Raw genomic sequence first — 16,587 nt, forward strand, 5'->3', positions numbered from 1 at the left:
AACTTTTACAGCAGCATAAAAAGGCGGTTCCAAAGGCGCAAATGGCGTCCGGCGGAACCGCCTTTTTTTTATTTTTTCCTTTATATTGAAATTACAATTTAGTTCGCATATAATAAAACAAATAATTAGTTCTATATTTATAGAACAATATCTTACACACACATTTACAGAAGGAAATGAGGAACCCCAACAATGTACAAAGTAGAAGTCGACTTTGCGCCCATGTATGAATGTATCGCCAGCCTGAACGCTTTTCTCTGGAAGCAGAATCATAATGCCATGGATGGAGGAAAGCTCTGGGTCCGTGAGGTCCAGGCCAGATTTGCACCGGTGCAGCTCCAGAGAATGCGGGAGATTATTACCCTTGTCGAGGATTTCAGTTTGGCGCCGTATATTTGGAGTTGTCCGGGGGACCGTTCGGTCAGCGGCTTTATGCACTGGTTCGAGGATCTGTCTGCAGGTGAGCTGTTTGAGATTGCCGGACGCTTCGGACAATCCGTCCCGTCCAATCTTGCGGAGCTGCGGAACTCCACCTCTGAAATTCTGCGTGCCTGGGATGCAGGTTATTTCAGTGGAATCAATCCTGAAATCCTTGAAGGGTTAAGCCGGGAGGCTGAAGCCAGACGGGCGATGCTGAACGGCGGGAATGACATGGAGGTCTTCGAACAGGCAACCGAGGGCATGCGGCTGTATCCTGCCGAGCAGCTGAAGCAGGTGATTATTATTCCGCAATATCATCCCCGGCCTCTGGTTACTTCCGCTATGTACGATGAATTTGTGTTCACCAGCTACTCCTGTGATGTTCTTCCTCCGGAAGAAGGACGTCCGGCTCCCGCACTTCTCCGGCTTACCCGGGCGCTGTCCGATGAGACACGGCTGTACATTCTCCGCCTGCTTGCGGGCAAACAGCTGAACTTCACCGAGATCGTCAAGCAGGTCGGCCTGTCCAAAAGCACGATTCATTATCATCTTATCGCTCTGCGCGCAGCTGGTCTCGTCATTGTCCACTCCAGCGGAAAAAGCGTATCGTACAGTCTGCGCCTTGAAGCACTGGGCAATCTGCCTCATCAGATCGGGGCCTACCTGGAGAGCTGATGCAGTGATTGGAACTGATCTAGTAAGGTTTGCCTCGAAAGGAGAGTACATCCTGTGAAAAAACGCAGCTATTATGGTTTGCTGTCCACCATATCTTTGAGCGCCTTCGGGGATGCTTTTGGCCTGCTGGCCATGGAATGGCTGGTCTACGAGCTGACCGGCTCCAAGCTGGCTATGGGGGCACTGGCCCTCAGCTCCGGCATTCCGGAGCTGCTTCTGCGCCTGCTGGGTTCGCCGCTGTCCGACCGGCTGCACCGCGTGCGCTTCATGGCCTGCCTGGCGGCTATCCGCCTGCTGGCGATTGCGCTGCCGCTGGGCATGGGCCTGGCCGGGAAGCTGGAGCTCTGGCATCTCTTCGCCGCCGCCAGCCTCAGCGGGGCCTGCGCCGCGCTGTTCATGCCGACGGCCATGGCGGTGATTCCCGGCGTCGCCGACAGCCGGAAGCTGGTGCGCGCCTTCGCCATTATCGACGGCTGCAAAGGCGCGGCCGCGCTGCTGGGCCCGGCGCTTGCCGGTGTATTGACCGCCGCCAGCGGAGCCCTGCCGGCGCTTAGCATCAACGCGGTTTGTTATACCGCTGCCATAGCCACTCTGCTCTGCCTGCCGAAGATGCCGAAGCCATCGCCGCGCTCCGGCACCTTCTCCGTACCGGCTTATATGCGGGAGATTGCCGAAGGCTTCACCTTCTACAAGCAGTTTCCGGCGATGTTGACCATTATGATGATGGCCTCCATCAGCAACTTAAGCTCCGTTGCCGTCTGGACTATGATGGTTCCCTATGTACGCGAGGTACTCCACCGTGACGCGGCGGCTATGGGTACACTAACAACAGCTTCCGCACTTGGAACCTTAGCCGGACTCGGCATAATTTCCCTGCTGGGTGAAATCAAACGAAGACGTTTCGTGATGCTGGGAAGCCTGGGAGCCATTGGGCTCTCCACTGCGCTCTGGGGCCTGATTCCGAGCTTTCCGTTTGCGCTCGCTGCCGTATTCGCCGCCGGAGTCCTTGGCCCCTTCTTCGGCTCGTTAAGCTCCTCCCTGCATGGCCGGCTGGTTCCCGGCAACCTGCAGGGCCGGGTCAACTCGATCCGCTTCCTGATCGGCGGCAGCCTGCAGCCCTTTGGCGCTTTTGCAGGGGGAGCCGTCGCCGAGCTTTACGGCGTACCTGCACTGTTCCTGGCCGCCGGGCTGCTTCCTCTCCTTTGCGCCGGACTGGCGCTGCTGCTTCCGGGCCTGAAGGCGCTGGACGGCGACCTGTCAGCACTTGAAGCTAAGACCCGGCAGAGCGGCGGGACCTTTGTAGCGCAAAGCGCAATCGCCGAACAGTGACGGAACAAATAAATACTCAGATCAGCCCACCGGAAACAGGCGATGCCGGATTCCCGGATCATCGCCTGTTGGCTGCTTCTATTCGATTAATAATCTACCGGAACACAAATCACGAATCAGCTAGGATTCCATTCCGGCTTCGCTTGTTTCATAATGGCTCGTATCTCCATGCAGCACAATTTCCGGCACACCGTCCGTAATATCAATTCTGCACAGGCAGGTCGGATAAATATATGGCAGATCCCATAGCTGCTCCATTGCCCTGCCTTCAAAATGGGCCATCAGCACCTTAATCACTACAGTATGCGTAACAATGAGTACGGTCTGCCCTTCATGCTTGTCCACAATCTCCAGAAGCTTCTGCAGTGCCCGTTCCTGCACCTCCCGGAACGTCTCGCTGCCTTCTACAGAGAATTTCTCCGGGTCTTTCCAGAAATAATGATGCTGCTCCGGATGAGCGCGCTCAATTTCCGCAGACTCGCAGCCTTCCCACAAGCCCATTCGGATCTCCTTGAATTCATCGCAAGCGATTACCGGAACCGTCCGTTCTCCGCGGATAATCTCTGCCGTACGCAAGGTCCGCTCACTGGAGCTTGCATAGATGGCATCAATCTGTACCTTGTTTAACCCACGGTTCAGCCATTCCGCCTGCTGCACGCCAAGCGGTGTAAGCGGCGAATCCTGATGTCCCTGCATCCGCTGCTGGACATTCCACTCCGTCTGTCCATGCCGTGTGAGATATATTGTTGTCGTCCCCATGTTCGCTCCCCTTTTCCTGGCTCCGATTGTTCGTGATTCATTCATTTCTAGATTCAAAGAATTCCTTTCTATATAGATTGAACTTAAGGTTTTAGATTACAGATCAGTCGCAACTACAGTGAATATTTGGACTTCCTGCCGCTGTTGTCTTCGGATTTCTTGATTTTAACCGCAAATAGCGGTAGAAATCCGAAGACAAAGGCGGACGCTACCGCTCCTCCAGTTCCAAAATCCCCCTCCGTCGCTCCTTCCCTTATCTCAAGTTTTCAAGTTCAATCTATATAGATTCAAAGAATTCCTCTCTAGGTTATTCCTACCTCGTGTCAGTTTCACTTAATCATTACTTTCTTCAGCATTACTTCCGCTTCTTCTCCAGCCACTTCACCGCATAATCAACAATCTCCTGCTGCGGAATCAGCTGAGCTGCCGAGGCGGCAACCGTACCATATGTAATCCGTCCCGTATCTTGGCCAAATTCCCCGCCAAGCGCTGCGAAGTCATCCGAATTCCAGTTGAAATCTCTGAATTCCACCCATTGTCTGGCTCCGTCCACCAGCATTGGCGCTCCGGCGGTTACCTCCTGCTTCCCGGCATAACTAGACCGGTGTTCGGCCAGATGAAGTGAGGTATTGTTGACATGATCCACCCCGAGCAGCAGCACGCTTCCATTCAGATCGTAGATCCGGGCGAGGGGAGAATGTTCCCCCAAGGCAAAATCCAGCGCATTGCCGTCAATAATCACATCCCGGTGTTTCCCCCATGCGGCGAAGGAATGGATCGGATGGCTGCTGCGCCTAACCCCCTTCTGCTTGCGGAAACAGTCGGGTATGATCCCCATTCCCCTCAGCAGCGTCATGTCCGGATCATAGGCCGGCATCTGCTCCCGGATACTCTGCCACCATTCCTTGGGCACCGGCGGATTGCTCCAGCCGGCCGGATCGGTCAGATCGGAGGAATGGGTAGGCATCACGAGCGTCCCTTCCTCCCCCAGCACCTGCTCCAGGGCGAGAATAACCGCCACCGGTCCGCCGGCTACCCACTGGCCCAGCGATTTAAAGGACGAATGCAGCAGCAAAGTCATACCTTCGGTTACTCCCAGCTTCCGGAAATCTGCCGCAAGCGTCTCAACCGTTATCAAATCCCCTCGAATTTCTTCCACTTTAAACCCTCCAAACGGCTAATAGAATTCCTTGTTATCCGCGCGGGAAGGCAGCCTCTCCAGCTGCTTCATCCGGAATTCCCCCGGAGAGATGCCCTCCAGCTCCTTAAATACCCGGGCAAACTGCTTGCTGTTCTCGAACCCGACAGCCTCAGACACCTCCGCCAGCTTGATGCGGTTTTCGGACAATAGTTTCTTTGCATGGCGGATGCGGACTTTTTTCAAGTATACGACAAAGCTTTCGCCGGTATAAGCCTTAAAGGCTTCACTGAAATAGGAGTAGCTAAGCGAAACGTAATTGCTGACCATTGCCATATTCAGCGGGCGGGAATAATGGTCCTCGATGTAGGCCAGCGCTTCTTCCATATCGGCATGCTCACTATGAGCAGTCCTAATGCCTATAATATAATCGTTTATACTGATGAGCAAATGCTCCAGTGCACGGTAATAGTCATGGAAATGGCGGTAATTGTACAAATCACCGACCGTACGGTACAGCTTCAGCACCTCTACGGATGCCTCTCCGTGTACCCGGAACACCTCATCCAGCACACGTTCATTCATACTCCGGCCCACACTCTCCAGGTAAGCCAAATCCAATTGCGGCAAATGTTCGATCTGAAAAATAACGCCCAGGAGATTCCTGATCTCCTTCTCACGGTCTGTGCCCAGCATGTTGAGCAGCTTGCGCAGTTCTTCGTCCGGTGACGGAAAGCTAAGCCGGTCGGCCTGGATATCGGTATAATCCATAAAGCTTGCCTGCGGAGACAAGAAAGTATATTGCAGCGCACGGCAGGCTTCTTTGTAGCAGGTCTGGAATTCCTCCGGACTGCGGCCTTTGCTGCCTATACCGATGAGCAGCCCCTTCAGCTCCCTGGCCCCGGCTTGCCGGGACAGCTCCAGAAAACCTTCCCTGCCGCCGCCGACCAGCACCAGCTTCCCCTCCCAATCTGTCAGAATCTCGATAAATTTCTGTTCCAGCGGACCGACCAGCCGTTCGGCCATCCCCTGTACTTCCTCCGGCTTCATTCGCGCACCGTCACTGTAATAATAATTCAGTACACCAACTGTAAAAGGCAGCTCCAACCGGCCCAGTTCCTCTTGCTGTTCGGGCGATGGCTGCACCTTCTGCGGCATCAGCAGTCCCTTCAAACGGGCCGAACGCAGCTCCCTGCGGAAACCCTCCGTTTCCAGCTCCAGTCTGTGGACGCCGGACTCACGCTCCTTCTTCTCCTGAACGATTTGCTCCAGAATACTGAACAGCTCATCCCGGCGGATAGGCTTTAGCAAGTAATCCTTGGCACGGTAGCGGATGGCACTTTTGGCATATTCAAAATCATCATAGCCGCTCAGGATGATAACAGCCGGGTCTTCACCCGGCGCTGCCTCCGCAGACAAGTGCTCCAGCAGTGCAATGCCATCCATGACCGGCATGCGGATATCCGTAATAATAATGTCTCTGTGTTCCTGCCTGAACAGCTCCAGCGCCTCCGCACCATTACCTGCCAGCGCAATATTATACTGCGACGGATATTCCCTTTCGATCATCGCTTTCAGGCCCTGGCGGATCATTTTTTCATCATCTACAATCAGCAGTTTCATCATGGTTGTTTATCCCCCGTCAAAAGAACTTTAGGCAGCGTCATGAAGACCGTAGTCCATTTCCCTGGCTCACTCTGCACTTCCAGCCCATAAGCGCCGCCATAAAACAGCTGCAGCCGCTGGTGTACATTCCTTAGTCCGATTCCGCTTGCTCTAGGATTATTGGCTCCCGTACCGCTAAAGCTTGCGGCCGGCTGCTCTTCTTTGACAGCGTACACGCTCTCGTTCAAAGTGGCCAACCGCTCCGCCGTAAGCCCGATCCCATTATCATGGACAGCTATAAAGATATCGCCTTCGGATTCCGAGATATCAATACAGATAATTCTCTCCTTCATTTCCTCTTTATCTCCGGTCCAGGCATGCTTAACACTGTTCTCAACTATAGGCTGCAATGACATCTTCAGTACCTCCAGCTCTAAATAGTGAGCTTCAATGCGAAGCTTCAAAACAATAGGATACTCGAAGCGGATATTCATCACTTCAATGTAATTTTCGATATGGCGGACTTCATCACGCAGCTTCACATACTCGCCAGACCATTTGAAATTATAACGCATCATGCCGCCGAGCGAGGTCAGTGCATCGGAAATCGTACGCTGATTCTCCATTTCAGCCAGCATTTTAATATTTTCGAGTGTATTATACAGAAAGTGGGCATCGATCTGGTTGTGTAATGTACGAAGCTCTGCCTCCTTGGATAGGGCTTGCTTCTGTACGGCTTGAGCAACCAAAGTATTAATCGTATTCATCAGCTTTGAGAAATGATGTGCGAGTTCGCCCACTTCCCCGCCGCCCCGGATCGTAATCCCCGTGTATGCCTCACCTCTACGCACTTTTTTCATCGTTTCGGTCAAGCGGCGCAAGTTCTTAAGAATAAATGCATTAAGCACGTAAGCAATAACGGTCACTAATATAATAAAACCGATGTTAACGCCGATAATTAAATTCCGTGTATGTGAAATCTCCTTCATGACGCCTTCCATGGAGACTACATTAAGCAGGTGCGCATCAATCCGGTCCAGCGGAGTGTTAATAAACAGAAAAGACTTCCCGTTCTCCGTATAGTGAATATCCCAATTCCCTGTCTTATTATACGATTGCAGACGATCCGTAATTGCTGCAGCCATCTTCCTGTTCTCTTGCAGAAAAGAGTGGTCTGGCCGCGTAAACAGCTGCATCTCCCCATCAACCAGCAACATTTGAGATTGGCTATCCTGTACAGTTGTATAAGTCTTAGGCGTAAACCGCTCCAGCAGCATGTCGACTTGAACCATTCCGATATGGTTATCTGCTGGAATACTCATTTCACGCAGCAGCGATACTTTTGGCACAAGCTTTGGTTTTTGTCCGTAAAAACGCTCCAGCAGATCCCGGTCACTATTTAGAAAAGACCACGAAAATTTCCCCTTCAGCTTTTCTGCTTTCTGGTACCAAGGCTCAGAGGCTACACGGCTTTCACGGAAGATAATGGGCGAAATCTCATGAACATTACTATTCGAATACAAGCGCAAGTGTTCGATGTTCGGATTGTTATATTGGATGCGTGTCATATTCGTAAAGACATTGGTATTAAAATCCACTAACTCTACCAGATCCGGTTCTTCCGTATTTGCCAGATAATCCTGTACCTCCTTATCCTCATAGGCCATTTGAACCGCACGTTCCATCGCTTCGACCTGATTATTGATATGCAGCTTCTCCATCTGCAGCAGATAGCTGTTCTTGTCGATAGCATCCTTGAAGTAAGTATTGTTGATAGCCTTATACGAATAAAAGGACACCATTAAACAGGGGCCCAAAATAATAAAAATATATGCGGCGATTAAGCGGCTTTGCAGTGAACGCCTCCCCCACCAATAAAAAAATGATTCCCATATATCCCGAGTACGCTTGCCCAGTTTCACGCTGTAACGTTCACCTCACCGTTAGTACGACTACTTATTTTAAACGCCCAAAAGCCCGCGGTCAGCGGGCGTTTTGAACCTTACTATTTTACATGCCGAGTTTCTTCTTGTTCTCTTCATATTTCGTTTGTTGGAAAGCCTGCACCTTTTCAAGACCCAGATCCTTTTGTTTGTCGATGTAATCTGTCCAAATTTTGTCAAATTCCCCGTCCGAAGAAGCCATCAGCAGCTTCGGCAGTGTTTTGCTGCGCAGCTCTTTAACTTTGGCTAATATAATCCCTTCTGGAGAGTTGGCCAATGGATCAATCTGGTCAAACTCGGAGATACTGTGTGTTTTTCCCCGGGTCCAGTCTTCAAGCTGTTTGAAAGGCTCTACCGATTTAGGTGTCCATTGATCTGTAATATTGGTATTCATTAGCATCCAGAAGGTAAAGGAGGAGCCGTATTGCTTGTCGAATGCAGAACGGTCTTTATTCATCAGCTCAAATACTTCGGGTTTGAATTGATCTTTGCCATCGATGGTATCGTAGCTCACACCTTTTTCCCCTAAATAAAGGTCTTTATTGCCTTCCTCACTGTTCAGGTAGCTGAGGAACTTGATGGCACGGGCTTTATCCTTCACATCTTTGGAGATAAGGGTTACTGTCCAGCCGGAAATAGCAGGCCCGTTCAGCGTAGGCGCATCCAGGTTCGTGTTAGCCGGTCCGTCCACAGCGATATAGATTTTATTCGGGTCTTGCTGATACATTGTGCCAAGCTGTGTTGCAAAGTCGGTACGTTGATACAGCATTGCGAAGTAACGTCCTTGAGCAATTTTTTCTTCCATTTGCGGACGTTTGTCGATAAAGATATCCTTGGCCAGCAGTCCGTCCTGATTGGCTTGGCGAAGTGTCTTCATCCATCTGATATATTCAGGATCTGTCTCGCGGTTGTACAGCTTGCCGTCTTTTTCTCTTGGAATAGCCAGGAAGTTCTGAATGTATTGCTCCAACGAATCGTTACCGGTTGCGGTAAACTCATGCAGACCCAGCGGAATCATCGGTTGTCCATCGATATCAGGGAATTTCTCTTTTGCAGCCTTCAGCGCGTTCATGAATCCTTCCGGTGTGCGCATGTCTGGGCTGCCGATAGCTTCATACATATCCTTGCGGACAACGAAGGTTTGGTTGGATACATATTTATCGCCATATTTCTCGTAGTCGGCTGGAGAAGAGGAAGCATTAGGATAGCCGTAAACATTACCATCCGCTTGAGTATACCATCCTAATTTGTCCGGATCGGATACTTTGTAGAAGTAAGGGTCATATTCATCAGCCAGCTTATTAAGCGGAAGCACAAGCTCGCCTTCGATCATTTTCTTAACAGCATCTTCGTACCAGCCCAGCGTGATGAAGTCGGGCAGCTTACCGGAAGCCATAAGGGTATTCAGTTTTTCATTTTCATTACCTGCAGGAACGATGAAGTTAATATCTACACCGGTTTTTTTGGTAATATATTGGGAGGTTGGGTCTACACCCCATTTATTAGGGAACCAGGCGAAATTTAGATACCAGTCAAAGGTAATCGGAGAAGTATCGGACTTCCATCCGGGTTCATCCGCAGATACGGGCGCTTTGGTCGCCTCTGCTGTTGCTGACGCATTGGCCGCTTTCCCGTTATTAGCCTTACCCTCGTTATTCTTCTCACCATTGCCGCTGGAACAGGCTGCTGTTGAAAGTGACATGATTAATGTCAGCAGCAGAAGCACCATTTTCTTTGGCTTACGTTTTATTCCCATGCTTTTTTACCCCTTTTCTGAGAATGTGTAATTATAAGCTATAACCCCAGAACCGTTGCGAAACGACTGGAGGAGTTACCTTGGTGTGCCGAAGCTTTGTTTTACAGGTCACTTTTAGCCCTTGATCGAGCCAATCATCATTCCCTTGACAAAATAACGCTGCAGGAACGGGTATACGAATACAATTGGAAGTGTAGTGACCACCATAGTCGCTAATTTAATCGACTGTGACGTTACCGTTTTGGTAAGGGCGCTGCCCTGAACGGCAACCATCATCTGGTTTGAACTGGACTGGGCCACAACACGGTACAAATAGGTCTGAATGGGCTGCATACTCTCATTGTTGATGTAAATCATCCCTGTAAAATAGTCATTCCATTGATACACGCCATGGAACAACGCAATCGTAGCAAGGACGGGCATGGATACCGGCAGTATAATCCGCAGGAAAATCGACCAGTCATTGGCCCCGTCAATCCGGGCCGCCTCTTCCAATCCGTCTGGAATTTCCCTGAAGAAGGTCATCAGGATGATTAGATCATAGAAGCTGAACAACACTGGAATAATATAAACCCAGAAGTTCTCTAATAGATGCAGATCCCGCATGAGCAGATAGCTCGGAATGAGCCCCCCCGCAAAGAAGAGAGTTACTGTACCCATCAGAATATAAATTTTGCCTCCGATCAGATCCTTGCGGGAAAGCGCATAAGCTACCATGGCTGTAAAGAATACATGGGCGACTACACCGATTGCGGTCTTAGCCACGGTAATCCACATGGCCCGCATAATGCCGGGGCTTGCGAATACCGCCTCGAAGTTCTTAAAGGTGAACATGCGCGGCCACCAGTAAATATTGCCCAACATGGCGTCTTTGCCATCGTTAAAGGCGTTGATCAGCACGTACCAGATAGGATATAGGGTAATGAAACATATACATAACATGAAGACATTGTTGGCTAGATCGAAGATGACTTCGCCCTTTGTTTTGCGATTCAGTGCAAACATGTGCAGGTCCTCCTTGGCCTAAAACAACGATGTGTCGTTGATTTTTTTGGTTACTCGATTGGCAATCAGCAGCAAAATGAGAGCGATAACTGATTTGAACAGCCCGATAGCAGCAGAATAAGAGAAACGCGCCGAAAGTAGGCCGGTCTGGTAAACATAATAATCAATTACATTACTACTGCTGTCATTAAGCGAATTGCGCAGGACCAGAATCTGGTCAAAGTTGGAGTTCATCACACCGCCGACCGCAAGAATAAACAGGATGCTGATCGTCGATTTGATCGATGGCAAAGTAACATACCACATCTTCTGGAACCTTCCGGCTCCGTCAATCGTTGCTGCTTCATACATCTCGGGAGATACACCGGCGATCGCTGCCAGATAGATGATAGCTGACCAGCCAAGCTCTTTCCAAATATCAGAGGTGATGATGATGGTCCAGAAATACTTGGGCTCAGCCAAGAAAGTAATGGGCTGGTCGATTAAGTGAAGCCCCATCAAGATATGGTTGATGATCCCGACATCCGCCAGCCATGTGGCGAGAATCCCGCCGAGCACTACCCAGGAAAGAAAATGCGGCAGGTAGGAAATCGTCTGAATGGTTTTCTTATACCGGATCGAACGGACTTCATTCAGAAAAAGTGCGAATAGGATCGGCAAAGGAAAACCGATAAACAGCTTGATTAAACTGATCCCCAGAGTGTTTTTCATGACATTCCCAAAATTATCATCCGCTAGAAACTCCCTAAAGTGGGTAAGACCTACCCAGGGGGCCTCGGAAATCGACTTGACGATGTTGTACTCCTTAAAAGCGATGATGATGCTGTACATTGGAATATAGTTGAAAATGATCATCCAGACCACGCCGAGCAATGCCATTGTCTGCAGATGGCGCTGGGCCAGAAATCTCCTCCAGAATGGCCGTTTGTTACCAAAACCGGTTTCGATTGCCGCAGGAATCAGCGGCCGTTTCGCCGGATTTATTCCGTCGCCTCTTTTGTTCTCCATGATATGGACCTCCAAAACCAATCTATCTATATTTAAAGCGCTTACAGCTCTATGTATTTATTGTAATTGTATTCCGCGTTCCCCGAAAGGCCGCAATTTTCATATTTAGGGGCTCATTTTTCGGATAAGGACGAGATTTAAGATATTTTATACAAAAAGAGAAAGGCCTTTTCAGCCTTCCTCATTTGCACAGTCTCTTTAACCCATAATTGCACGGATCGCCACAATCTCTCCCCGGCGCAGGTCTTCAGCTTCCGCACCGCGCAGCAGCGCTCCCGAAATAGGGGTAACGGTCCCGTCACGGTAGACCAGTGTAAGGTTCTGGATCACCGCCCGCTCTGCTCCAAAGGTATTGGCCCGTTTGGGGTTGTGATAGGTGACCTCCGTGCCCCCCAGGAAGGTGAACGACAGATTGCCCTGTTCATCGAACAGCCAGCCCGGTAGTGCCGGTGCAAGCGCCAGCGTCAACTCACCATCCTCTACTGTGAACACACGGCTTCCGGCCATCATCGTTCTCCACATGCTCAGGAACTCTGCGGTGGAACCGCTGAGTCTGGCTACAAATCCCCGGCCATGAGTGCCCGGGTCCGGATTTCCGCCCGTAGCTATGAACGAGGAATTCTCCAGGGTGCTGCGCCCGTATACAGCCGGATCGAGGAACGGAATCAGCGAAGTCTTCATTTCACTGAAGAACTCCTCGTACAGCCCTGATTTCAGCAGCTCCAGCAAATATTTATAGGACATATGCAGGAAATTGGACTCCCGCTCCTGCCAGCCCGGAGTAAACGCCCGTATCCGCCCGATATCGTTCGACTCCTGCTCCAGCGAGACCGACGTCCGGTACATCGAAGTGACTAGATCGTATAGACCGGTATTTTTGACTCTGGTATAGATGTCCTTGGCCTGCTCCGGGCTTTCCAGCGTTTTGAGCCAGCGGGTTGGCCCCTCCAGGAAATACGGCAGGGCATAGGCTTCGAACTCTTCCACCACAGCCTTCGGCAAGCCGTAGCCGCTGATTACCGGTTTACCCGCTTCATCAGTCACCGGCTGAAAGCGCACGACCTCAAACCGGAAATAAGTTGGTGCAAGCCCGCCGCCCATTTCTACTGCTCTATCAATGCCTACATTAATTTTGAGCAGGAATTTGCCAAGCGCCTCACGGATGACGGCAAGTGTGACCTCGGCCAATTCACCGGTAATTCCGAACCGGATGCTCTCCCGGTAAGCTTCACGTGCCGAAGCCACAGTATCCCAGTAGCCAAATTGGCTGGTCCCGCCGGCAAGCATAAGCGTCACGGCTTGATGCACCCGCTCCAGCAGCTGCGCCATCTCCACCGGAAGCGCTACAGCTTCGGTTCCATCCCCCCCGTTCTCCAGCGCCTCCAGTAAGAAGAGGATCATCCGTTTCAGCTCGAACGTCTCACTCATCCCTGAACCAAATAATCCGGGCAGCCCGTTCATGGCATCATTCCAGCCTGGTTTGTTGCCCTCCATTTCCACGCCCATGCCGTACGGATCAAGGGTCGCAAATTTGTTCAAGGCAAGCGAGATCATCTTCACAAACAGATTCGTGCGGTAAATCTCCCCGAACCCGCCTTCCGTGCGCAGCCACTGGGTATCTCCGGCTTTGCGCTGTAGTCTGTGCAGCTTCTCCTCGTCCTCCAGCAGCGAACCGTACTGCCGGACCTTCCCGCCGCTAAGCACATATTTCTCGCTGCGCGGAAGCACATAGGCCGGACTGTCATAGAACGTGTAGGATTCATCCCCGAACAGAAGCTCCTGCTGTTGATCCGGGAATACATCCAGATAACCTTCGACCAGATCAAGATTGTACGTCCAGTGGTCGGACCAGAAGCCTTCGCCAAAGGCAGCCTCTATATTCTGCTGCGACAGGGCAAGCACACCGCTGAGCAATTGCTGTTCGTCTACCTTCAGCGTAACGTTGTGGTCGGCGATGTAATTGATCAGGCGGCCCGGTGTGAAGCGGCCTGCGCATAACTTCACGAGTTCCTCCCGGTGATCGGCTGCAGCTTCGGCAATCCAGCCGTTCAGCTTCTCCGCATTCTCCGGCAGCACTTCAAAGCTGGTTCCCTGCACACTGAGCGGATTATAGCCGTCCGCCTGAATCAGGCTGTAGAACATTTTGATGTTGAAGCTGCCGACCTGCGGATGGAAAAATACATCGTTGCGCCGGTTCTGGTTCATATCGCGGAAATTCCCGTTGCCCTGGGAATAATATTCCGGTGCCAGAGAGAAGAAATTATAATCCCGCTCCATATCGCCGTGCTTGCGCGAGTATAGATGTACGACAAAGCCGTCTCCCCCGTTGTCAAAGATAAACGGATAGCCGCCGCGCAGAAAGTTGTCGAGATAGGACTGCCGGCAGTAGGCATCGAACACTGCTGAGGAGGTATGGGTGGCGATATCCGCCGTCAGCTCCTCGGTCAGGCTGGATGCCTCCTGCGCCTTGGCCGTAATATACTCCTCGCGGCAGATCTCCGCCGATTTCTGATTGATCTTCCCGATCTCGTTGACATGCCCGATGATCGTATTCAGCGTCAGCTTGCCGCCGGGAGCAAGCGTACGTGCTGTACCGCTGAAGCCGCATGGCACCTTGTTCACCGGATATTGCGGCTGTTCCAGCAGCTTCGCAAGTGGCTGTCCGGCGAAGCCGTCCGGGTAGGCAAGCGAGGTGTTTCCGCCAAACACAAGCTCGAAATCTACAATCGGCGCCAGCATTTCCCCCTCTGCTGTGAAGGAAAGATAGAAATGGCCGTTATTGATTTCACTGATTTCCGCATCATCATTCGTGCTGGAGCGCAGCTTGTAGAATGGAATGCCATTCTCCAGGTTGTATACATCCATCCAACTGCGCAGCAGGTTGCCCATTTCCTTGTAGCCGCTGTTCTCCACACCGTAAGGCAGAATCTCCGGCAACCCGTCCAGCAACTCAAACTCCAGCTTCTCAGTGCCTGTATTTTCGATTTCCACCCGCCGGATAAGCGCAGCGTAATCATCATTTGGCAGGTTAAAGTAGTGTACGGTCGTCTTTAATCCATGCCCGGCATGAGCTTCCTCAATGGTTAGCCCGTTCGGCAGGATGGTCATGGTCCGCTTGGCTGCTGGATCAGGACGTGCCGACTGGAACGGCTCATAAATTTCCGGTGTATTGCCCAGCTTGATGAACGTGCGGAAGCCGGAAGACGCTACATTTTTATAAGAAATATTCGCCGGAGAAAATTCCATGATCGGCGAGTTTTTATCCCGTACCCCGAAGCTGCAGACCCCTTGGCCCCGGTTGACATAGAAGGTCCACATCGGAATTCCCTTGAGTCCCGCGAGCCCGGGCAAAAAGCTGGCAAACGGCTTGCTCTCGTGAAATTGCTCCATCACAAATTTGCCTGCATCAAAATAAGATTTGCTCATGACAAGCCCTCCTAAAAGTTTTGTGAGCTTATGCTTCCTGAATTAACTTCGTACAAAACTCACTTCGGAAGCATTTGCTTTAGTTTTGTGAGCTTATGCTGACCTACGAGAGGACATGCGTGACGATGGAGTGCGGCGCAAGCCGGCATTCAGCCAGTTCTTCACCCAGACCCAGGGTCAGGGAACGTTCTTCCTCGCTCTCATTCATCAGCACCACGGCAATGCTGCCGTCCGGATTGCGGAAAGCTGTGGAAAGCACACCTTCTGCAGTGGATTCCAGCCCGATCCGCACAGCACCCGGAGCGATAAATTTACTGAAATGCCCGATGTAATAATAAGAGCTGTTATAGTGCACCTCGTCCGTCGTCGTATCGGCAATGATCGGAGCATCGCAGAAATTGCCTACATGGTTTGGTCCTCCAGTCTCATCCAGCACCAGATTCCAGTCCAAATACCCTTCGGTCCAGGCGTTAAGATCACCGATCATATTCCGCCCGTAGCGTTCTCCTGTGAACCACTCTCCAAGCCGTACGCCGCCCTCCTGGCAGCCTTCCGTGAACAGCAGATGCTTATCCGGGAAAAGCTCATGCACCTTGGCCACCTTGTCGAATTCCTCACCGCCGTACCAGTGAAGACCGCTGCCCCATACATATTGCGCCGCTTCGGGATCGGACAGGATAGGGGTTACACGTTCGACCATAATATCGCGGTTGTGGTCCCAAATCACGATATTCACATCCGCCAATCCCGCTTTGTGCATGACCGGCCCGAGGTGATTTTTAACAAAATCCCGTTCCTCTTCCGCGCTGTAGACACAAGAATCCCAGGTCTGAACAGCTGCCGGCTCATTCTGAACCGAGACCGCCCATACCGGAATGCCCTCTTTGCGGTAGGCTTCAATGAACTTTGTATAATAACGCGCCCAGGCATCCCCGTATTCCGGTTTCAGCGAACCGCCGTTATTCATCTCCCCGTTCGTCTTCATCCATGCCGGAGGGCTCCAGGGAGAAGCCAGCATCGTGAAAGGTCCGCCTTTTACCTCCATGGCATCCTTGATCAGCGGCAGCACCCACTTATGGTCATGGGAGATGTCAAAGGTAGCCAGCTCTGTATCATGGTCCTGCACATAGGTGTAATTGCCGAGTGCGAAGTCACAGCTATGAATATGCACGCGGCCCATACTGTAATTCAATCCCTCAACAGGGTGAAAATAGCGGTGTATAACCTCCGCCCGTTTGCCCGGACTCATACGCGATAAAGTATAGGCCGCCGCTTCAGTGAAAGCGCCGCCAAAACCTATCATCTTTTGAAATTCTATCTCGGGCTGCAGCTGCACATCGGCCTGCTGTCCGGCAATCCGGGCTTTAAACTGGATTCCCTCCTTCGGACTTAAACGTTCTCCTGTTTCTTTGGCAGTTACTACTGTGCTTACCTTTGTCATTTTGTCTGTCTCCTTTTGGATAAATTATGAATACTATGATAATCGAAACCGGTTTCGATTATTTCGAAAAAAAAGCGCACCG

At 51.2% G+C, this 16,587-nt stretch carries 11 protein-coding genes; 2 read left to right on the forward strand and 9 right to left on the reverse strand.

Going from position 1 to position 16,587, the window contains the following annotated elements:
• Nucleotides 1–192: 192 nt before the first annotated feature.
• Complete coding sequence (locus NYE29_RS07600) at nt 193–1,095, forward strand: ArsR/SmtB family transcription factor (RefSeq protein ID WP_340895165.1); 903 nt, start codon at nt 193–195, stop codon at nt 1,093–1,095.
• Between the two features lie 54 nt (nt 1,096–1,149).
• Nucleotides 1,150–2,424 (forward strand): MFS transporter, encoded by a 1,275-nt coding sequence (locus NYE29_RS07605; protein WP_340895166.1) that lies wholly within the window; start codon nt 1,150–1,152, stop codon nt 2,422–2,424.
• A 120-nt stretch (nt 2,425–2,544) separates the two neighbouring features.
• On the opposite strand, the gene NYE29_RS07610 is transcribed toward NYE29_RS07605, so the two are convergent.
• From NYE29_RS07610 to NYE29_RS07650, 9 genes are all read right to left on the reverse strand, one after another.
• On the reverse strand, nt 2,545–3,183 hold the full coding sequence (locus tag NYE29_RS07610) for a histidine phosphatase family protein (RefSeq protein ID WP_340895168.1): 639 nt from the start codon (nt 3,181–3,183) through the stop codon (nt 2,545–2,547).
• A 355-nt stretch (nt 3,184–3,538) separates the two neighbouring features.
• Complete coding sequence (locus NYE29_RS07615) at nt 3,539–4,342, reverse strand: aminoglycoside N(3)-acetyltransferase (protein ID WP_340895169.1); 804 nt, start codon at nt 4,340–4,342, stop codon at nt 3,539–3,541.
• An 18-nt stretch (nt 4,343–4,360) separates the two neighbouring features.
• A complete protein-coding gene (locus NYE29_RS07620) occupies nt 4,361–5,947 on the reverse strand; it encodes a response regulator (RefSeq protein ID WP_340895170.1) in 1,587 nt (528 codons plus the stop codon).
• Nucleotides 5,944–7,728: a cache domain-containing sensor histidine kinase gene (locus NYE29_RS07625; RefSeq protein WP_256718253.1), complete on the reverse strand. Its 1,785-nt coding sequence runs from the start codon at nt 7,726–7,728 to the stop codon at nt 5,944–5,946. The genes NYE29_RS07620 and NYE29_RS07625 overlap by 4 nt, the downstream gene beginning before the upstream one ends.
• 208 nt (nt 7,729–7,936) lie before the next feature.
• Nucleotides 7,937–9,625 (reverse strand): extracellular solute-binding protein, encoded by a 1,689-nt coding sequence (locus NYE29_RS07630; RefSeq protein WP_076113868.1) that lies wholly within the window; start codon nt 9,623–9,625, stop codon nt 7,937–7,939.
• 114 nt (nt 9,626–9,739) lie between these two features.
• Nucleotides 9,740–10,630 (reverse strand): carbohydrate ABC transporter permease, encoded by an 891-nt coding sequence (locus tag NYE29_RS07635; RefSeq protein WP_076113869.1) that lies wholly within the window; start codon nt 10,628–10,630, stop codon nt 9,740–9,742.
• Nucleotides 10,631–10,648: 18 nt separating this feature from the next.
• A complete protein-coding gene (locus NYE29_RS07640) occupies nt 10,649–11,638 on the reverse strand; it encodes an ABC transporter permease (protein ID WP_340895174.1) in 990 nt (329 codons plus the stop codon).
• A 198-nt stretch (nt 11,639–11,836) separates the two neighbouring features.
• Nucleotides 11,837–15,064, reverse strand: coding sequence for a cellobiose phosphorylase (locus NYE29_RS07645; RefSeq protein ID WP_340895175.1), 3,228 nt, complete (start codon nt 15,062–15,064; stop codon nt 11,837–11,839).
• Nucleotides 15,065–15,167: 103 nt separating this feature from the next.
• Nucleotides 15,168–16,505: a glycoside hydrolase family 30 protein gene (locus NYE29_RS07650; protein WP_340895176.1), complete on the reverse strand. Its 1,338-nt coding sequence runs from the start codon at nt 16,503–16,505 to the stop codon at nt 15,168–15,170.
• Between the last annotated feature and the right edge of the window lie 82 nt (nt 16,506–16,587).

It is taken from the genome of Paenibacillus sp. FSL M7-1046 (genome assembly GCF_038007405.1).
Classification (GTDB): Bacteria; Bacillota; Bacilli; order Paenibacillales; family Paenibacillaceae; genus Paenibacillus_AQ.